Origin of the sequence: Mesorhizobium newzealandense (assembly GCF_042682145.1) — a bacterium.
In the GTDB taxonomy this organism is placed as follows: Bacteria; Pseudomonadota; Alphaproteobacteria; order Rhizobiales; family Rhizobiaceae; genus Mesorhizobium; species Mesorhizobium newzealandense.
Genome location: NZ_JBHUGZ010000029.1, coordinates 1 through 18,528, shown reverse-complemented (window position 1 = coordinate 18,528; position 18,528 = coordinate 1). Strand labels below are relative to the sequence as shown.

Sequence of the window (18,528 nt, the reverse complement as noted above, 5' to 3'; positions counted from 1 at the left end):
TGGGTCCCGGTTTTCGGAAGTGGTCATACGCAAACAGGCTCTAGGCGGCGATCTTCAGCGCGCCTGGCCCGGGAATGGCGCCGGGTGGGCATTTGCCCAGAATGATCATGCCAAGCACCTCGTCCTGCGTCACGTCAGTGGTGCGCGCGGTACCGACGACCTGGCCGTTCTTCATGACGCAGACCCGGTCGGCAAGCTCGAACACGTCGTGGATGTCGTGACTGATCAGGAAGATGCCGATGCCGTCCGACTTGAGCTGCTTGACCAGCTCGCCGACCTGCGCCGTTTCCTGCGGACCAAGAGCCGCCGTCGGCTCGTCCATGATCAGGATGCGCGCGTTGAACAGGATCGCGCGCGCGATCGCCACCGATTGCCGCTGTCCGCCCGACAGCTTGATCACCGGCTCCTTGAAGCGCTGGAAGCGGGGATTGAGCCGGCCCATCACCTTGCGCGCCTCGGCCTCCATCGCAACGTCGTCGAGCGTGCCCCAGGCGGTCATCAGTTCACGGCCGAGGAACAGGTTGGCGGCGGCATCGACATTGTCGGCCAACGCCAGCGTCTGGTAGATCGTCTCGATGCCGTATTTCTTGGCGTCGCGCGGGTTGGAGATCGATGCCTCCTCGCCATTGACAAAGATCTGGCCCGAGTCGCGCTTGTAGGCGCCGGACAGGATCTTGATCAGCGTCGACTTGCCGGCGCCGTTGTGACCGAGCAGCGCCACGACCTCACCGGGGAAAAGATCGATCGAGGCGTCGTCAACGGCGCGGATACCGCCAAAGGCGATCGAAATGTTCCTCATGTCGATCAGCGCGGTGGCGGCGGGAGCAGTCTTGTCAGTCATGGCCATGCCTCCTAGACGCGCTTGCGATAGACAGTGTCGAGCCAGACGGCGATGACCAGCACGGCGCCGACGACGATGCTCTGCAGCGGCGAGTCGACGCCGAGCAGCACCATGCCGGACTGCAGCGACTGCATCAGAAGTGCGCCCAGCATGGCGCCGATGATCGTTCCCGACCCGCCGGCGAGCGACGTGCCGCCAATGACGGCGGCCGCGATGACCAGCAGTTCATCGAGCGTTCCAAGCACGTTGGTCGATGAATTCTGCCGGGCCGAGGAGATCGCAGCGGCGATCGTCGCCAGCACGCCCATGATCATGAACACCTTCATGGTGACCCAGCGCGTGTTGATGCCGGCAAGGTTGGCAGCCTCCGGATTGCCGCCAATGGCAAAGACATAGCGGCCGAAACGGGTGCGGTTGGTGATGAAGGTCATGACCAGCCCGACCGCGACCGCCATCAGCACCGGTATGGCGATGCCATGGGCGATGAACAGGCCGCCTTCGGGAACGGTGATGTTGTTGGCCGCCGCATATCTGTTCACGATGCCGATCGGCCATGGATAGGAATTGGCGAGCCACACCGCACCCATGATGACCGCGCAGGTGACAGCGCCGAGCAACGTCTCGGCCCAGATCGGCCGCAGCGGGAACCGAAAACGCTTGCGCTGCACGCGCCCGTTGAACAGCGCAAACACCACGGCAAGGCAAGCGACGATACCAACAACCCAACTCCAGGTCGCGCCGATCGATCCCGCAGGCCCGCCGCCCATCAACTGGAAAGTGGCGTCAAGCGGCGCCACCGTCTGGCCGCTGGTGACCCACCAGGCGGCGCCGCGCCAGACCAGCAGGCCGCCCAGCGTGACGATGAAGGCGGGCACTTCGAGATAGGCGATGACAAACCCCTGGAAGGCGCCGATCAGCAGGCCGAGCGCCAGGCCGATGACCAATGCCAGAACCCAGATCCACGGATTGCCGAGTTCGAGCCCGACGAACCGCACCAGGAAATGCACTTGCGCAAAGCCCATCACCATGCCGACCAGGCCCTCGGCGGAGCCGACGGACAGGTCGATGTTGCGCATGACGATGACCAGCACCATGCCGCAGGCCATGATGGCCACCGCGGATGTCTGCACCGACAGGTTCCACAGGTTGCGCGGCGTGAGGAAGGTGCGGCTGTCGAAATCGAGCGGATTGACACCAAGGCGCAGGCTGGAAATGGCGTGCAGTCCGATCCAGATGATCAGCAGCGCGCCGACCATGCCGAGCATGCGGGTGTCGATCTCGGTCGCTTTCAGGAACCGGGCGACCACGCCGAGTTCCGACGCGCGCGCGGTGTCGACCTGCGGGTTGGACGTCGTGTCGGTCATGATTTCCTCCCACCGGCTTGCCGTCTGACGCGGATGCCGGAACCCAGCCTAGAAGCTATCCGCCTGATGCGGAAACACAAATCTTTTTGAGAAAACGCCGCGGCCTTTGGGCCGCGGCGTTGATATCGAGTAGGTTCGGCCAGCTTTAGTTGCAGGCCGCGACGGTGCCGGCGGCGACGCCCGCGCAGACTTCGTCCTTCTTGATCCAGCCAGCGTCGATGACGACGTTGAGATTGTCCTTGGTGATGGCAACCGGGGTCAGGAACAGCGACTTGACGGTGTTGCCGCCAGGCGTCGTGAAGTCCTTGGCGCCGGCGATGTCGCCCGTCTTCTTGCCGTCGGCCAGCTGCGAGGCGATTTCGGCGGCATTCTTGCCGAGTTCGCGCGCGTCCTTCCACACCGACACGGTCTGCGTGCCGAGCGCGATGCGGTTCAGCGCGGCGTGGTCGCCGTCCTGGCCAGAGACTGGCACGGTGCCGGCCAGGCCTTGCGCCGTCAGCGCCGCGACGACGCCGCCGGCGGTGCCGTCATTGGCCGCGACCACCGCGTCGACCTTGTTGTCGTTGGCGGTGAGGAACTGCTCCATGTTCTTCTGGGCGTTGGCGGGCAGCCAACCGTCCGTATAGGCCTCACCGACATTCTTGATCTTGCCGCTGTCGATGGCCTCCTTGAGCACTTCCATCGAGCCCGAGAACAGGAAGTCGGCATTCGGATCGGCACCCGAGCCCTTGATGAAGACGTAGTTGCCTTCCGGCTTGACCTTGAACACTTCGCGGGCCTGCATGCGGCCGACCTCCTTGTTGTCGAAGGTCAGGTAGAAGACGTCCTTGTTCTCGATCAGCCGGTCATAGCCGACGACCGGAATGCCTTCGTCCAGCGCCTTCTGCACCGCCGGGCCGATGGCCGAGGCATCCTGCGCCAGGATGATCAGCGAGTTGGCGCCCTGCGAGATCAGGCTCTCGACATCGGTCAGCTGCTTGCCGGGATTGGACTGCGCGTCTGCGGAGATGTACTTGTCGCCGGCGGCCTCGATCGCCGTCTTCATGGCGGCCTCGTCGGTCTTCCAGCGCTCTTCCTGGAAGTTGGACCACGAAACGCCGATGACCTTGTCCTTCGCCTGCGCGACCGACACGAGCGTCAGCGACATGGCGACACCCGCCAGGATGGCGGCTGTGAATCTTTTCATATTATCCTCCCTGCGCCGCGTATGGCGCGACCAAACTGACCCGTAGGCCGGCACAGAAGCTCTATTTTTTCGAGCCTCGAAAAAATACTGGTCCAACGGCCGAACGCTGTCAACATCGATTCTGATGGATTTTGATGTCTCTCTGAATTTTTTTCGAGCCCCGGAATAAATAATGACAGGATGGCAGGCTTCTGCCAGAATTTGGTCAGCGCATGTCGCCCAAAAGTGCGCAGCGGTTTGGGCGACGTGAGCGGAAACAACGCCTGAGGTGCGTCGCGCTTCAGGCTTCGCTGACAGCCTTCGGGGGGCACGAAAGGCTGCAGCGACCGGGAGGATGTGAAAAAACATGTCGGTCGGAATCCGCCACGACGATCTGCGCCGTCGCAACCGGGCGATGGTGATTGCGGCCGTGCGTCGCGCCGGACAGCCGTCACGCACCGAGATCGCCGCGACCACTGGCCTCAGCCACTCGACCATATCGGCGATCTCCTCCGACCTGATCGGCGAAGGCATCCTGGCCGAGAGCAAGCCGAGCGAGGCCGGCTCGCTCAAACGCGGCAGACCGCAGGTCGGCCTCAGCCTCAATCCGGAAGCGGCGGCGGTGATGACCGTAGTGCTGTCGCTGAACTTCCTCTCCGTCGCCGTCATCGACTATGCCGGCCAGGTGATCGCCGAGGAACAGCGCCGGCTCGATACGCTGACGATGTCGCGCGACGCGCTGGTCGGCGAATGCGTCGCCATCGTGCGGCGCCGCCTCGAAGACCCCGATCTCGACGTCCGCAATGTCGCCCGCATCGCGCTGGCGATCCAGGGCATCACCGACACGCGTGCCCGCGCCATGTTGTGGTCGCCGATCACGCCGCACACAGATATCGCCTTCGCCGACATACTCGAGGACGAGTTCGGCATCCCCGCCACCATGGAGAACGACTGCAACATGATGGCGGTGGCGCTGCGCTGGCGCGATCCCCAGCGCTACCGCGACGACTTCATCGCCATCCTTTTGTCGCACGGCATCGGCATGGGCCTGGTGCTGAAGGGCGAACTGTTCACCGGCACCCATTCCTCGGGCGGCGAGTTCGGCCATATGATCCATCGGCCGAACGGCGCGCTGTGCCGCTGCGGACGGCGCGGCTGCGTCGAGGCCTATGCCGGCAACTACGCCATCTGGCGCAACGCAAGGCAGATGAGTGAGGACGCAGAACCCGTCGCCGATGTCAGTGACGCTGACATGCGCGCTCTGGCAACTGCGGCTCGCGAAAGGGATGGACCCGAGCGCGAGGCCTACCGCAAGGCCGGCGAAGCGCTCGGCTACGGTCTCGGCAGCCTGTTCGCGCTGATCGATCCGGCGCCGGTCGCCATGGTCGGTGTCAGCGCCGCGGCCTTCGACCTGATCGAGCCGGCATTGCGCGAGGCGATTGCCCAGACCGCCGGCGGCCAGCACTCGAAATCGATATCCTTCGACACCGAGCCGAACGAACTGCCATTGATCCGCGAAGGCTGCGCCATGCGCGCGCTGACTTTCGTCGACCAGGAGATTTTCGCACCTGGCGCGCAGACAAGATCCGGCCTCGTTGGCAAGAACGTGGCGTGAATCAAACGGGAGTCAATCTTCCCTGATCGCGTATCCGGCACCGCGGATGGTGCGGATGACATCGGGCATGCGGCCATTGTTGACCGCCTTGCGCAACCGGCCGACATGCACGTCGACCGTGCGCTCGTCGATGTAGATCGTCTCGCCCCAGACATTGTCGAGCAGTTGGCTGCGCGAGAACACGCGGCCGGGATGGCGCATCATGAACTCGAGCAGGCGAAACTCGGTCGGGCCGAGCCTGATCTCGCTCTTCTTGCGATAGACCCGGTGCGATTCACGATCGAGCACGATGTCGCCGACCTTGAGCACACTGGACAGCACTTCCGGCTTGGCGCGGCGCAGCAGCGCCTTGACCCTGGCCATGAACTCCGGTGTCGAGAACGGCTTGACCAGATAATCGTCGGCGCCGGTCGAAAGGCCGCGCACACGATCGCTTTCCTCGCCGCGCGCGGTCAGCATGATGATCGGCAGCCGCTCGGTCTCGGGACGCATCCTTAGCCGGCGGCAGAGTTCGATGCCGGAAACCGCCGGCACCATCCAGTCGAGCACCAGAAGGTCGGGGACGTTCTCCTGCAACCGGATCTCGGCCTCATCACCGCGCGTCACCACCTCGACCTGGTAACCCTCGGACTCCAGATTGTAGCGGAGCAGCACGCCTAGCGGCTCCTCGTCCTCCACCACCATGATGCGTGGCGCGATCATCGACTGGTCACCCCTGTCGTCATGCCGCCGGCGCGGACATTGCCGTCTCGTCCTGCTTCGGACGATTGGCGGGCAACTGCGTACCGGTCAAAACATAATACGCATTCTCGGCGATGTTGGTGACGTGATCGCCGATCCGCTCGAGGTTCTTGGCGCAGAACAGAAGATGCGTGCAGGCGGTGATGTTGCGCGGGTCTTCCATCATGTAGGTCAGCAGTTCGCGGAACACGGAGGTGTATTTGACGTCGATGCGCTCGTCGTCGGCGCGCAGTTTCGCCAGCGCCGCGGCGTCGCGCGCCGCATACTCCTCGATGACGCCCTGCACCTGGATCAGCACCAGCTGCGCCATTCCATCGATGGAGTGCGACAGGTCGCGCGGTGTGACGCTGAGGCCGACGGTGCCGACGCGCTTTGCGATGTTCTTGGCAAGGTCGCCGATGCGTTCGAGATCGCCGGCCATGCGGATCGAACCGACGACATGGCGCAGATCGTCGGCCATCGGCTGCCGCTTGGCGATCAGCGTGATGGCGCGGTCATCGAGCTCGCGCTGGCGCGCGTCCATGATCGCGTCGTCTGAAACAACGCGCTGTGCCAGCGCGTTGTCGGAATTCAGCAGCGCCTTGGTGGCACCACCGACCATCGAGCCGGCGAGATCGCCCATGTCACTGATGAGCCTGCTGATCTGTCCGAGATCCTCGTCGAAAGAAGCGACTGTGTGTTCGCCCATGATCCTGTCCCTCGTATGCCTGAGCTCAGCCGAAGCGGCCGGTGATGTAGTCCTGCGTGCGCTTCTCGCGGGGCGACGTGAAGATCTTCTCGGTGCGGTCGAACTCGACCAGTTCGCCCAGATACATGAAGGCAGTCTGCTTCGACACGCGCGCCGCCTGCTGCATATTGTGGGTGACGATGACGATCGTGTAGTCGGCTTGCAACTCGTCGATCAGCTCTTCGATCTTGGCGGTCGACAGCGGGTCAAGCGCCGAGGCCGGCTCGTCGAGCAGGATGACTTCCGGCTTCACCGCCACGGTACGGGCGATGCAGAGCCGCTGCTGCTGGCCACCGGAGAGGCTGAGGCCGCTGGCGTTGAGCTTATCCTTGACCTCGGTCCACAGTGCGGCGCGCTTCAGCGCCTGCTCGACGCGGCCGTCCATCTCGGACTTGCTGAGTTTCTCGTAGAGCCTGACACCGAAGGCGATGTTTTCATAGATCGACATCGGGAACGGCGTCGGCTTCTGGAACACCATGCCGATCTTGGTCCGCAGCAGGTTGAGGTCCTGCGAGCGGTCGAGAACGTTCTGGCCGTCGAGCAACACCTGGCCCTCGGCGGTCTGCTTGGGATAGAGTTCGTAGATGCGGTTGAAGACGCGCAGCAGCGTCGACTTCCCGCAGCCGGAAGGGCCGATGAAGGCGGTGACGCTGCGCTCGGGCAATGACAGCGTGATGTCCTTCAACGCCTTGCTCTGGCCGTAGTAGAAGTTGAGGTTCTTGACCTCGATCTTGGCCTTGCTGGCGGTTGCCTCGGCGGCGATCGTCATGTCTGGAGACAACATCTGGCTCATTTGTCCTCTCTGCGTCCGGTCAGGCTGCGCGCAAAGATGCTGAGCGCGAGAACCGTCAATGTGATGATGAGTGCGCCGGTCCAGGCCAGTTGCTGCCATTCCTCGTAAGGGCTGAGAGCGAACTGGAAGATGGTCACAGGCAGGCTGGCCATCGGCGCGTTGAGATTGCTCGACCAGAACTGGTTGTTGAGCGCCGTGAAGAGCAGCGGTGCGGTCTCGCCCGAGATACGGGCGATCGACAGCAATATGCCGGTGACGATGCCGGACAGGGCGGCGCGGTAAGCGACCGACTTGATGACCACCCAGCGCGGCGCGCCGATCGCGGTGCCGGCTTCGCGCAAGGCGTTCGGCACCAGGTTAAGCATGTCCTCGGTGGTGCGCACGACGACCGGGATGACCAGGATGGCCAGCGCGACGGCGCCGGCGATCGCCGAGAAATGCCCCATCGGCCGGACCATCAGTTCGTAGACGAACAGGCCGATGATGATCGACGGCGCCGACAGCAGGATGTCGTTGATGAAGCGCACCACGGTGGTGAGCTTCGAAAAGCGACCGTATTCGGCCATGTAGGTGCCGGCCAGCACGCCGATCGGCGTGCCGACGATCACGGCGATGATGGTCATCACCACGCTGCCATAGATGGCGTTGAGCAGGCCGCCGGCATCGCCGGGCGGCGGCGTCATCTGCGTGAACACGTCGAAGGACAGGCCCGCAGTACCCTTGTAGACCAGCGCGCCGAGGATGAGCGCCAGCCAGGCAAGTCCAATGCCCGCGGCGGCGACGCAGAGCGTCATCATCACGGCATTCTTCCGCTTGCGGCTCTGGTGAAGCGATGTGGCTGTCGACATCGGTCAGGCTCCCGTGCGGGCGTCAATGCGCATCAGCATGTAGCGTGCGATGGCGAGGATCAGGAAGGTGATGACGAACAGGATCAGGCCGAGCGCCACCAGCGAGGAGGTGTAGAGGTCGCCGACGGCTTCGGTGAATTCGTTGGCGATGGTGGCGGAAATCGTCGTCGCCGGCGCGAACAGCGAGCTGCTGATGCGGTGCGCGTTGCCGATGACGAAGGTCACCGCCATGGTTTCGCCGAGCGCGCGGCCGAGGCCGAGCATGACGCCGCCCATGATGCCGATCCTTGTATAGGGAATGACCACGCGGCGGGTCACTTCCCAGGTCGTGCAGCCAATGCCGTAGGCGGACTCTTTCAGCACCGGCGGCACCGTGTCGAAGACGTCCTTGGTGATCGAGGTGATGAACGGCAGCACCATGATCGCAAGGATCAGCGACGACGTCAGCAGGCCGATGCCGTAGGGCGGACCGGCAAACAGGCTGTTTAGGCCGGGAATGCCATGGAACACGCCTATGATGAAGGGCTGCACGGTCGTCTGCAGGAAGGGCGCCAGCACGAACAGGCCCCAGATGCCGTAGATGATCGAGGGGATGCCGGCGAGCAGTTCCACCGCCATGCCGATCGGGCGCCGCAGCGGGCGCGGGCAAAGCTCGGTGAGAAAGATGGCGATGCCGATGCCAAGCGGCACGGCAATCAGGATGGCGATGGCGGATGTGATGATGGTGCCATAGATCGGCGCCAGCGCGCCGAATTTCTCCGTCACCGGATTCCAGCTTTCGCTGGTCAGGAAGGAGAAGCCAAAAGTCGACAGGGCTTGCCAGGAGCCGGCAAACAGCGAGATCGCAACGCCGCCGAGCAGGACCAGCACCAGTATGGCGGCGGCCCGGGTCATGCCGTGGAAGATCGCGTCGGTCAGCGCGAACCGCCTGACAGTCGCGTCGCGCGAACCTCGAATGGCTGGCAAGGCTTCCTGGACAGCGCTCATGTGAAGCTCGGCTCTTTGAGTGGAGGGAAAAGGAGCGCCGCGGCGCGGCGCTCCTTCAAGGGGATATTATTGGCCGACGTAGACGGGCTTGCCCTCGGTCTGGATGTCGGCCTTCCACGAAGCCTTGATCAGGTCGACGACGCTGTCGGGGATCGAGACGTAGTCGAGCGCCTTGGCGGTTTCCTTGCCGTCGTTGTAGGCCCAGGCAAAGAACTTCAGCGCTTCGCCGGTCGCGGCGGCGTCATCCGGGGTCTTGTGGATCAGCACCCAGGTCGAAGCAGCGATCGGCCAGGTGGCGTCGCCGGGTTCGTTGGTGATGATGACGTTGAAGTTCTTCGCGCCCTTGAAGTCGGCATTCGAAGCAGCCGAGCCGAAGGATTCGAGCGACGGCTCGACGACCTTGCCGGCGGCATTCAGCATCTTCGAGTAAGACAGGTTGTTCTGCTTGGCGTAGGCATACTCGACGTAGCCGATGCCGCCGTCGGTCTGCTTGACGGTGTTGGCAACGCCTTCGCTGCCCTTGGCGCCGACGCCGACCGGCCATTCGACCGCCGTGTCCGAACCGATCTTGTCCTTCCAGTCGGGCGACAGCTTGACCAGATAGTTGGTAAAGTTGAAGGTCGTGCCCGAACCGTCCGAACGGTGGACGACGGCGATCGCCGTCGACGGCAGGGTCAGGGTCGGGTTCAGCGCCTTGATCGCGGCGTCGTCCCAGGTGGTGATGGCGCCGAGGTAGATCTGCGCGATCGTGCTGCCGTCAAGGATGAGTTCGCCCGGCTTGACGCCGGTCAGGTTGACGATCGGCACGATGCCGCCCATCACCATCGGGAACTGCACGAGGCCGTTCTTTTCCAGGTCTGCGTCGGACATCGGCTTGTCGGTGGCGCCGAAGGTCACGGTCTTGGCGATGACCTGCTTGATGCCGCCGCCCGAACCGATCGACTGGTAGTTGAGGCCGACGCCAGTGTCTTTCTTGTAGGTGTCGGCCCACTTGGCGAACACCGGGTAGATGAAGGTCGAGCCGGCGCCGGAAAGATCAGCTGCCATTGCCGCGGAAAGGGTGAAGGTGGACGCCGTAGCCATTGCAATAGCAACGGCCGCCGAGCGGATGAAATGTCTCATGTGGCCTGCTCCTGTTCGGAAGATGGTCTCTCGGCGCCGTTCCTTCAGCGCCCGCTGAGGCCAATAGCCTTCGATTATTACAGTCGCATGACAGTTTGATGTCACCCCGGTAACGCGTCATCGGGGTGGGGGAAATGCCGGCCGACCGGCATTTGCGACTGAGCCCGGCTTTGCGCCCGGAATCAGGCACTTGCACGGTTTCAGGTCGGGACAGGCCTGCGGTTTCGCGATCGCCGGCTGGGCAAAGAAAATCCGGACGGGAGCGCGTTGCTCTCGGCCACATGTCGTGGCCGGGCCATCGCCGAAAACAGGTCCGTTGGGGTAGGTTGACGCTGTCTCATGCCGGCGGTCGCTGCTCCCGCCCGTAACTGAAGGAGCGGAATTCGATGTGGCCATTGTCTCGGCTGGACGCCGCCTTTGATATGGTGCGATCGCGCCATAGTCTGCATCGGCGCGCAAAGCGAATCTCCGCCGAATCCCCCACAACGAGGCCAATGCATGTCGCCCGAAACTTGCCCTGGTTGTGGGAAGAACGACATACACAAAAACAAAGACCTGAAGCGCGCGTCGCCTGGATCCGTTCAAACGCGACGCGCTTTAGAGCAATTCCAGGAAAAGTGTGAAACGGATTTCCGTCCGGAATTGCGTCAAAACAAAGAGATAGAGCGACGCCGGCCTTTAGCCGGCGTTGCGCTGAGCCTGGCGGCTGGCGCCGACCCAGCGCTCGACCTTCTCGAGCAAGGCCCTGGGACTGATCGGCTTGGGCAGATAGTCGTCCATGCCGGCCTCCAGGCAGCGTTCGCGATCGCCCTTCAACGCATGCGCGGTGACGCCGACGATCGGCACATGCGTGCCGGTTTCTTCCTCCAGCCGGCGAATGGCGGCGGTGGCTTCGAGCCCGTTCATCTCCGGCATCGAGACGTCCATCAGGATCATGCAAGGATTGAGCCGGCCGAATGCGTCGAGCGCCTTGCGGCCATTGCCCACGATCTCGAAACCATAACCGGTCTCGCCGAGAATCTGGGTGAAGACCATCTGGTTCACCTCATTGTCCTCGGCCACCAGGATATCCAGCCTGTCGCCGCCGCCCGTCGCGGGTGGCCGGGGGCGAACCGAAGGCGGCTGCAGCAGCGCCCGTTGTTCCGACGGTGTCGACGGCTGTGGCCGCGCGACGTTGCGTGGAGGAATTTCGGCTGCCAGCGGCTGGGTGTCGGTGGTGTTGTGGCGATGCCGCTGGATGGTGGCGACCAGCGTCTCCAGCAGCACCGATGACCGCGCCGGCTTGATCAGCTGGGCGTCGATGCCGAGATCGCGATAGCTGGTGTTGGCGAGCGACTGGTCGACCGAGGTCAGCATGATGATCGGCGTGCCAACAAGGCCGGCGGTGTTGCGCACGATCCGAGCCATTTCGGCGCCGCTCATGCCCGGCATCTGGTAGTCGAGCACGACGCAGTCGACCGGCACGCCATAGGCGGCGGCGGCGATCAGCACCTTGAGACCCTCGGCGCCGCTTTCGGCTGCGCAGGAATCGAACGTCCACGATGTCATCTGCTCGGTCAGGATGGCCCGGTTGACGGCATTGTCGTCGACGATCAGCACGCGTGCGCCGGTCACGTCGACAGGCATGATGCGTTGCCCGTTCTGCTGTCCGGCCCTCGGCAGCGTGACCGAGAACCAGAAGGTCGAGCCCTTGCCCTCGGCGCTCTCGACACCGATGTCGCCGCCCATCAGTTCGACGAGCCGCGACGTGATGGCGAGGCCGAGACCGGTTCCCTCGTGCCGCCTCGTCGACGAGGTGTCGACCTGGCTGAATTTTTCGAACACCAGTTTCAGCTTTTCCTCGGGGATACCTATGCCGGTATCGGTGACTGAAATCGTCAGTTTTGTTCCGGTTGGAACCCTTTCGCCGGTGACGTCGACCAGCACATGGCCTTCATCGGTGAATTTCACCGCGTTGCCGAGCAGGTTGGTGACGATCTGCCTGATGCGGCCGACATCGCCGACGAACAGGCTCTCGAGACGAGGCTCGATGCGCACGATAAGCTCGAGGTCCTTTTCCTTGGCGCGTGTCGACACCAGCGTCGCCACGTCCTCGATCGCCTCGGCAAGGTTGAAGGGCGCCGGATCAAGCACCAGCTGGCCGGCGTCGATCTTGGAGAAATCCAGGATGTCGTTGATAATGGTGAGCAGCGCGTTGCCCGATTTGACGATGATGTCGGTAAACGTCTTCTGTTTCGGGTCGAGGTCCGATTTGGCCAGCAGTTCGGCCATGCCGAGCACGCCGTTCATCGGCGTGCGGATCTCGTGGCTCATATTGGCGAGGAATTCCGACTTGGCGCGGTCGGCGAGTACGGCGCGCTGCCGCGCCTCGCGCAGCTCGGCCTCGCGCGTCTTCAGCTCGGTAATGTCGGTGGTCGATCCGATCAGGTAGAGCGAACCGTCGGACGCGATCATCGCCCCCTTGCGGGCAAACTGATGCCTGACGCCGCCGTCGGCGGCCGTCACCGTCTCTTCGACCTCCTGGGTTTCACCGGTGCGCAGCACCGCTAGGTCGCTGTCAACGAAGGCTTGGCCGTCCGGCCCGAAGATCTCGATGTCGGTCTTGCCGATCGCCTCTTCCTTGGCGAAGCCGGTCAGATCGCACCAGCCCTTGTTGACGTAGAACTGCCTGAGGTCGGAGCGCTTGGCATAGATCGACACCGGCACGTTGTCGATCAGGCTGCGGAACACCTCGTTCTCGCGCATGCTCTCTTCCAGCGCGCGCTCGCGCGCCTTGACGTCGGTGATGTCGGTGCTCGAACCGACCAGGTGCACCGATCCGTCCAGCGCCACCAGGCGGCTCTTGCGCGTCATCAATTGCCGAACCGTGCCGTCGCGATGGGTGACGGGTTCCTCGACCTCCTTGACGGTGCCTCTCACGGCGACTTCGGTGTCGTCATGGCTGTAGCTATCGGCGTCCTGCGCACCGAACAGCTGGCGGTCGGTGCGGCCGATGACGTCTTCCTTGGCGAGGCCGGTTATCGCGCACCAGGCCTTGTTGACGAACTCGATGCTCAGGTCCTGCGCCTTGATGAAGGCGGCCACCGGCAACTCGTCCAGCACGTGCCGGAACAGGTCAATCTGGCGCATGCTGTCGCGCAACGCCTTTTCGCGGCTCTTGATCTCGGAGATGTCGACGCGAACGCCGATGAACGTGCCGTCGTCGGTCCGCATGTCGTAGACCTGATACCAGCGGCCGTCGGGGTTGAGGCGCTCGAACGAGGAACTGGGCAAGCGGTAGCGGGCGAGGATCGCGTCCAGCCAGCGATCGGCGTCGTCATCGTAGAGCTTGTCGACTTGCGGGTCGCCGCTTGAGCGGAAATAGCCGTTCGAATGGCCGAGAACGAGCGCTTCGCGGAGTGTACAGCCGGGCTGCCATGCCGGATTCAAGGCCGGCAGCGTATCCTGGATCTTACGGTTGGCGAAAACGAACTTGTCGTCGCGATCGTAGATGATCACGGCCGCCGGCAAGGATTCCAGCACGCTGGCGAGATGCTTGCGCGCATCCTCGGCCTCGGTCTCGCGGCGCTTCATATCGGAAATGTCGAACAGGAAACCGGCGACGTAGTTGCGGCCGCTTGGCATGCCGACGCGGCTCTTCCTGACGATGCGCGAGCGGCTGGCGCCATCGGCCTCGAAATTTTCTTCCACTTCGTAAGCGCGCCCGCTGGCAAGCACGTCCCGTTCGCTCTGTTCGAAAAGCGCGACATTGCTCGTCGAGAGGAAATCGCCGCCGGGCTTGCCAAGCATGGCTTGCGGCGTCTGGCCAAACAGGGCGGCGAACGCCTCGTTAACGAACACAAACCGCAAATTGTCGTCCTTGACGAAGATCGGATCCTTGACGGCGTTGATCACCGCTTCCGCCAGCCGCGCTTTCTCCAGCGCGTCGGCAAGTTCGGCCTCACGATCCTTCATGTCGGTGACGTCGACATAGGAGATCAGCCGCTTGCCGCCGGCGAGCGGCGCCATCGACGAGATCAGCGTGCGGCCGTCATTGCGCGGGAACTGCCGCGATCCAGCTGTGCCGGCCCTGATTTCCGCCTCGCGATCGGCGATATGCCGCTGCCATGTCGCGTCGTCGTGACCGTACGGGTCGACGTCGCGGCTGGCGTCCATCAGTTCGCGGAAGCTGCAGCCGATCTCGGCGCGCCGGGCGTCGATCTGCCAGAAATCGTAGAAGGCACGGTTGATGACTTCGGCACGCAAATCGGCATCGAGAACGAGGACACCGATCGGCATCTGGTCGACCATGGTGCGAAGGTTGGCGAAGGTTTCGGCGGTCCTGGCATTGGCGTTCTCGACTTCGGCGTCGCGAAGCTTCAGTTCGGTGATGTCGTAGTAGGTCAGCAGGCGCTTGCCGCCGGACAGCGCGGTGACCGAGAACATCATGGTCCTGCCGTCAGCGTGGGGAAACTCGCGCGGCGCAACGGAGCCGGCGCGGATCTCCTCCATGCGGGTGGCAAGGTAGCGTTGCCATTGCTGTTCGTCGATATCGCCATAGATGCCATTGCGGCGGTTGAGTTCCATCAACAGGCTGAACGGGGCGCCGACGGTCACGGCACCGTCCGGAATCCTGGAGAGGTCGCGATAGGCCTTGTTGACGATCAGCGTGTCGAGCCTCGCATCCAGAAGCACGACGCCCATGTGCATGGCGTCCATCGTCCGCTCGAGATCGGTAAGATGCTCGGCGGGTTCGCCGTCCGTCTGCGGTCTCTGCTCAAGGGTCCCGAAGGCGGCGGCCAGCGCCGTGACGTTGCGGCCAATGCCGCGATAGCCGGCAAATCTTCCTTCGCCATCGAACCTTGGAAGGCCTGATGTCAGGATCCAACGGCAATCGGCGCGGCCACCTTTCAGTTCATGGACGAAGTCGCGAAACGGCCGCTGCGCCTGCAGATCCGCCAGATGCGCGGCACCACTGCGGTCGCCGTTCAGGTCCTGGTTGAGGAAGTCGAAGCGGAACCGGCCAAGCACATCAGCCGGGTCGATGCCGGTGGCAGCCTGGTAGTTCTGCGAAAGCCAGGAGAAGCGCAGCTCGGCGTCGGTTTCCCAGACCCAGTCCGAACCGGCTTCGATCAGTTGGCGAAGCGTATCGGTCGAATCCATGTCGGCAACGGACGATGATAGATCGTCGCCATGCGCTGGCGGTTTGCGAGGCCCGCGCTTGCCGCGCGCGCCGGTTGTGTCGTCCGCTTCCGCCATGCCATCCCCACCCCGAAACCAAGGCCGAACCCTCCTTCGCGGTCCGTCGGCGGAATGTGCCCGAGAAGCATTAACGATCCGCTAACCTTAACGGGTCGGTTATATATATCGGCCGACACAGCCCGCGCTATTCCGCCGGGTTGTCGGCGGGGTCGAAGCCGCTATATAAGTCTCAAGGGATATTGCGGATGCTTGGACGGATTTTGCCTTTTTTCATGGGGCTGGCGCTGCTTTTCGGCAGCGGCTGTTCGCGCAGCTATGACGGCACCGTCATCATCCCGAGGCCACTCGATGTCAGGCGTTTCTGGGAAAGGCCGCCACCGCATGTCGAATACAGGCAGATCGAGGACGGCGCTTTCCCGGTAGCGCCGCAGCCGCCGCAGCGATTTTCCGAGCGCAGGGTCGCAACGCATGTCGCGCCAAGAAGGCACCGGACGAGGGTCTCGACACCGCCTTCCCTGTCTGAACCAACGAAGCCGCTGACCTGCAGAAACGTCAGCGAGCCCGGCAAGAGAGCTCGCATGGTCTGCGAATAGCGATCGATCAGCACAAATCTTCCGGTGAGCTTGCCTTCAGAGCGAGGCGGCGCCCTTTTTGGGCTCCTTCGCACCGAGCTTGTCGAGTGCGAAACGCACCTGGCGCAAATCGTCCTGCCAGCCATCTTCATCGCCCATCGAGCTCTCCGAGGCAGCGCGCTGCAGCCCACGCGCCTCCGATTCAATCTCGCGCAGCTCAGCGATTTTCTGTTCGGTGGTCAGGGAGCCGTCTTCGACGATCTCCAGCACCCTCATTTCCCTGAACGTGGCCATGGCGTTTCTCCTGGCTGATGTCGATGACAACGCCGTGAGCGCCCCTCTGTTCCAGACCAGGCTAATGTTCCAGCCAGATCGGGACAGCCCCCTGCAACCAGGCTTCCGCCAATCGGCAGGGCCAGCGGTCAGTTGCCCGGGAAGAAGGCTGGGCCAACCACGCGCACCGACCGCTTGCCGGCCTCGATCGACTGGTTCTGGACGGCACCCGGGTCTTTGGCATCGGACACTGTGGCTGCCACAACGGTGCCGATGTCCGGCTTTGCCGACGGCAGAGGAATGATGGCGTTGCTCATGTCGGCGGGCGTCACCGTCCTGGCTCGCAGTTCGGCGACCCGCCGGTAATAGCGCTTGACGTCGCATGCCTTGAAATTCGCGTCATCGCGATATCTGAAGGCCGCCGGCAGCTCGGCATAGGGCTTGCGCGTATCGAGGGCGACCATCCTGTCGGTTTCGAGGCTGGCGTCGCTCAGCGTGTAGAGGTCGACACCGGGATCGTCGCAAATGTAGCGGCACTGGTCGGCCGTTTCCTTGAGGTCGCCGCCTGCAGCGAATTGCGACTTTGGCGCCGGGAAGAAATACCCGTCCGACAGGCGCACGCAGAACAGCATCGCATTGCCGCCAATCGTTGCACCTGCCGATTGAGTCGTCGGCGCGGCGCGCCGTTGTTCCTTTGCCGAAGGCGCGCAGCCAAGCGCGACGAACCGCGCCCGCAGGCCCGATGTATCCCCCACCCGAATTGGCAGCAGCAGCGATCCGGCGCTGCACGTCCGCACGGCTCCTGGCGAGGTCGGCGCAGGCGTTGAAGAGGCCACCCGCGGAACTTTTCGCCTTGCACTGGCGCTGTCTCTCGAGATTCTGGATCGCGGCAAGTTGCCGGCGCAACTGGGCAAGTTCCGGGCTCGCCACGCCGCCGCGGCCGGCCGACAGCAACTGGCCTCTGATTGCGCTGCAGCTGTCCGCGTAGGACGAAAGCGTGCCGAGCAAAACCGCCGCCACCGATATCAGCGCGATCATCATGAGAGGCCAGAAACGGGTCATCGGGACGACTTGGTCCTTGTTGCGGAGAACCTGGAATTACAGTCTTTGACTTAGTCAAGCTTTGATTAAATGAGTAACATCTAATTTTCTCAAGCTTTTCAGAACGCATAGACTTTTACATAGTGTATTAGGTCGTCTACTGTAAATTCGATATTACATTTTTATTTCAAGATTGAGACGAACTCCCAGACAATCCGGCAAGGCCGGCGATCGCCGAGGGTCGGGAGCGCAATGGGGCGGAATCCGTCATTACCGCCCGCTGCTTTTGAAACCTTTGCCCGACCTTCAGCGTTAATGGCCAAAGGAGAACGCAGATGTCGATCCACTTCACGGTCTCGGACCTGACAAGAAACCTGTTTCACTCGCTTGGGCTGGATCACGAGCGCGCGCCAAGGCCTCTCAACGCCGAGCAAAGCCTGTTGCTGGAATGCTATCTGGCCGGCCATGTCCCGGAATCGGCCTGGAACGACTACGTCTTCGAGACGCCTGACCTGGCCCGGCATGCCGAGGCAAGGCGCAGTCATCACTGAGCCGGCACGGGCCGTGCGCACCACCGTGGCACGGCTTGAGCCGTTTGTTGGCTTACTTGGGGGACCGCGAATTGCAACGTGAACACGTTTGCCGGCGACCCCTTGCGCCAGCTCCGGTGAGAAGGTTCAGGGGCAAGCATTGTGAGTTCAGCGGCATTGGAAGGAACAGCGCGCCCGCCAGCATCACGCCCACAATCGCAACCTGCCTCGCAACGCTTTCATCCGCCAGCCCTCGTCTTGCTCATGACCGACAATCCATGCGGGACTGCCGAAATGGATGGTAGGGCCAACGCTGGCGATGACAATATCTGTCGGCAGAAAATTGGCGCCAAAAAAGCGACACCCCACGAGGCTTGCGTGGCCTGATCGCGGCTCGATCACGTCCCGGCGCCAGCGCGCGAAAGTAAAAAGGCCGGCATGCGCCGACCTTTCCTTCCACCTCGGCGCCAGTACATCCGTGGTCGCGGGGTGAATTATCGTCAGTAGACAGGGCTTGGGTTAACGAATCCTTAACCTCATGCCCTGGCCTGCGACTTCACATGGGCGATGTAGCCGCGCACGTCGCCGGCCGGCTCGCTATAGGCCTTGCCGAGCCGCCTTCTCGATCGCCGCCATATACTCCTTCGCCCATTTTCGGCAGAGGATAGTCGATGACCGCCAGGAACTCGAGCGTCGCCGCCAGGCGGATGTCGGCGATCGACGGGCTC

Annotated in this window: 15 protein-coding genes and 1 pseudogene; 3 read left to right on the top strand and 13 right to left on the bottom strand. The window is 63.1% G+C overall.

Annotated elements, in window-relative coordinates:
• Positions 1-40: 40 nt before the first annotated feature.
• From ACFSOZ_RS33370 to xylF, 3 genes are all read right to left on the bottom strand, one after another.
• On the bottom strand, positions 41-841 hold the full coding sequence (locus tag ACFSOZ_RS33370) for an ATP-binding cassette domain-containing protein (protein ID WP_013529276.1): 801 nt from the start codon (positions 839-841) through the stop codon (positions 41-43).
• Positions 842-852: 11 nt separating this feature from the next.
• Positions 853-2,205, bottom strand: coding sequence for a sugar ABC transporter permease (locus ACFSOZ_RS33365; protein WP_379105233.1), 1,353 nt, complete (start codon positions 2,203-2,205; stop codon positions 853-855).
• A 145-nt stretch (positions 2,206-2,350) separates the two neighbouring features.
• Complete coding sequence (gene xylF, locus ACFSOZ_RS33360; protein WP_379105231.1) at positions 2,351-3,391, bottom strand: D-xylose ABC transporter substrate-binding protein; 1,041 nt, start codon at positions 3,389-3,391, stop codon at positions 2,351-2,353.
• A 346-nt stretch (positions 3,392-3,737) separates the two neighbouring features.
• On the opposite strand from xylF, the gene ACFSOZ_RS33355 reads away from it, so the two are divergent.
• On the top strand, positions 3,738-4,985 hold the full coding sequence (locus ACFSOZ_RS33355; RefSeq protein ID WP_379105229.1) for an ROK family protein: 1,248 nt from the start codon (positions 3,738-3,740) through the stop codon (positions 4,983-4,985).
• A gap of 12 nt (positions 4,986-4,997) precedes the next feature.
• Here the strand turns inward: ACFSOZ_RS33355 and phoB are convergent, their stop codons facing one another.
• The 7 genes from phoB to ACFSOZ_RS33320 form a co-directional block, all read right to left on the bottom strand.
• Positions 4,998-5,687: a phosphate regulon transcriptional regulator PhoB gene (phoB, locus tag ACFSOZ_RS33350; RefSeq protein ID WP_010911896.1), complete on the bottom strand. Its 690-nt coding sequence runs from the start codon at positions 5,685-5,687 to the stop codon at positions 4,998-5,000.
• Positions 5,688-5,706: 19 nt separating this feature from the next.
• Positions 5,707-6,414 carry a phosphate signaling complex protein PhoU gene (gene phoU, locus ACFSOZ_RS33345; RefSeq protein ID WP_056587420.1) on the bottom strand — a complete coding sequence of 236 codons (708 nt, stop codon included), beginning with the start codon at positions 6,412-6,414 and terminating at the stop codon, positions 5,707-5,709.
• A gap of 25 nt (positions 6,415-6,439) precedes the next feature.
• Positions 6,440-7,246: a phosphate ABC transporter ATP-binding protein PstB gene (pstB, locus tag ACFSOZ_RS33340; protein ID WP_379105227.1), complete on the bottom strand. Its 807-nt coding sequence runs from the start codon at positions 7,244-7,246 to the stop codon at positions 6,440-6,442.
• The gene (gene pstA / locus ACFSOZ_RS33335) at positions 7,243-8,094 is read right to left on the bottom strand and encodes a phosphate ABC transporter permease PstA (protein ID WP_379105225.1); all 852 of its coding nucleotides are present in this window, start codon (positions 8,092-8,094) and stop codon (positions 7,243-7,245) included. Before pstA ends, pstB begins: the two co-directional genes overlap by 4 nt.
• Positions 8,095-8,097: 3 nt before the next feature.
• Complete coding sequence (pstC, locus tag ACFSOZ_RS33330; protein ID WP_379105224.1) at positions 8,098-9,081, bottom strand: phosphate ABC transporter permease subunit PstC; 984 nt, start codon at positions 9,079-9,081, stop codon at positions 8,098-8,100.
• Between the two features lie 66 nt (positions 9,082-9,147).
• The gene (pstS, locus tag ACFSOZ_RS33325) at positions 9,148-10,203 is read right to left on the bottom strand and encodes a phosphate ABC transporter substrate-binding protein PstS (RefSeq protein WP_379105222.1); all 1,056 of its coding nucleotides are present in this window, start codon (positions 10,201-10,203) and stop codon (positions 9,148-9,150) included.
• A 678-nt stretch (positions 10,204-10,881) separates the two neighbouring features.
• The gene (locus tag ACFSOZ_RS33320; RefSeq protein WP_379105220.1) at positions 10,882-15,441 is read right to left on the bottom strand and encodes a PAS domain-containing protein; all 4,560 of its coding nucleotides are present in this window, start codon (positions 15,439-15,441) and stop codon (positions 10,882-10,884) included.
• A 188-nt stretch (positions 15,442-15,629) separates the two neighbouring features.
• On the opposite strand from ACFSOZ_RS33320, the gene ACFSOZ_RS33315 reads away from it, so the two are divergent.
• Entirely contained in the window at positions 15,630-15,977 is a 348-nt protein-coding gene (locus ACFSOZ_RS33315; protein WP_379095646.1) for a hypothetical protein, read from the top strand.
• Positions 15,978-16,013: 36 nt separating this feature from the next.
• Here the strand turns inward: ACFSOZ_RS33315 and ACFSOZ_RS33310 are convergent, their stop codons facing one another.
• On the bottom strand, positions 16,014-16,250 hold the full coding sequence (locus ACFSOZ_RS33310; RefSeq protein WP_379095644.1) for a hypothetical protein: 237 nt from the start codon (positions 16,248-16,250) through the stop codon (positions 16,014-16,016).
• Positions 16,251-16,378: 128 nt separating this feature from the next.
• Positions 16,379-16,984, bottom strand: coding sequence for a DUF2865 domain-containing protein (locus ACFSOZ_RS33305; RefSeq protein WP_379105218.1), 606 nt, complete (start codon positions 16,982-16,984; stop codon positions 16,379-16,381).
• Between the two features lie 621 nt (positions 16,985-17,605).
• On the opposite strand from ACFSOZ_RS33305, the gene ACFSOZ_RS33300 reads away from it, so the two are divergent.
• Entirely contained in the window at positions 17,606-17,821 is a 216-nt protein-coding gene (locus ACFSOZ_RS33300) for a hypothetical protein (protein WP_258590263.1), read from the top strand.
• Between the two features lie 515 nt (positions 17,822-18,336).
• Here the strand turns inward: ACFSOZ_RS33300 and ACFSOZ_RS33295 are convergent.
• Positions 18,337-18,528, bottom strand: a pseudogene (locus tag ACFSOZ_RS33295) (glutathione S-transferase family protein); the annotation flags it as partial.

Bases quoted from the DNA above. Each gene is read 5' to 3' on its own strand.
- ACFSOZ_RS33370 (WP_013529276.1), bottom strand. From the start codon at position 841: ATGACTGACAAGACTGCTCCCGCCGCCACCGCGCTGATCGACATGAGG.
- ACFSOZ_RS33365 (WP_379105233.1), bottom strand. From the start codon at position 2,205: ATGACCGACACGACGTCCAACCCGCAGGTCGACACCGCGCGCGCGTCG.
- xylF (WP_379105231.1), bottom strand. From the start codon at position 3,391: ATGAAAAGATTCACAGCCGCCATCCTGGCGGGTGTCGCCATGTCGCTG.
- ACFSOZ_RS33355 (WP_379105229.1), top strand. From the start codon at position 3,738: ATGTCGGTCGGAATCCGCCACGACGATCTGCGCCGTCGCAACCGGGCG.
- phoB (WP_010911896.1), bottom strand. From the start codon at position 5,687: ATGATCGCGCCACGCATCATGGTGGTGGAGGACGAGGAGCCGCTAGGC.
- phoU (WP_056587420.1), bottom strand. From the start codon at position 6,414: ATGGGCGAACACACAGTCGCTTCTTTCGACGAGGATCTCGGACAGATC.
- pstB (WP_379105227.1), bottom strand. From the start codon at position 7,246: ATGAGCCAGATGTTGTCTCCAGACATGACGATCGCCGCCGAGGCAACC.
- pstA (WP_379105225.1), bottom strand. From the start codon at position 8,094: ATGTCGACAGCCACATCGCTTCACCAGAGCCGCAAGCGGAAGAATGCC.
- pstC (WP_379105224.1), bottom strand. From the start codon at position 9,081: ATGAGCGCTGTCCAGGAAGCCTTGCCAGCCATTCGAGGTTCGCGCGAC.
- pstS (WP_379105222.1), bottom strand. From the start codon at position 10,203: ATGAGACATTTCATCCGCTCGGCGGCCGTTGCTATTGCAATGGCTACG.
- ACFSOZ_RS33320 (WP_379105220.1), bottom strand. From the start codon at position 15,441: ATGGCGGAAGCGGACGACACAACCGGCGCGCGCGGCAAGCGCGGGCCT.
- ACFSOZ_RS33315 (WP_379095646.1), top strand. From the start codon at position 15,630: ATGCTTGGACGGATTTTGCCTTTTTTCATGGGGCTGGCGCTGCTTTTC.
- ACFSOZ_RS33310 (WP_379095644.1), bottom strand. From the start codon at position 16,250: ATGGCCACGTTCAGGGAAATGAGGGTGCTGGAGATCGTCGAAGACGGC.
- ACFSOZ_RS33300 (WP_258590263.1), top strand. From the start codon at position 17,606: ATGTCGATCCACTTCACGGTCTCGGACCTGACAAGAAACCTGTTTCAC.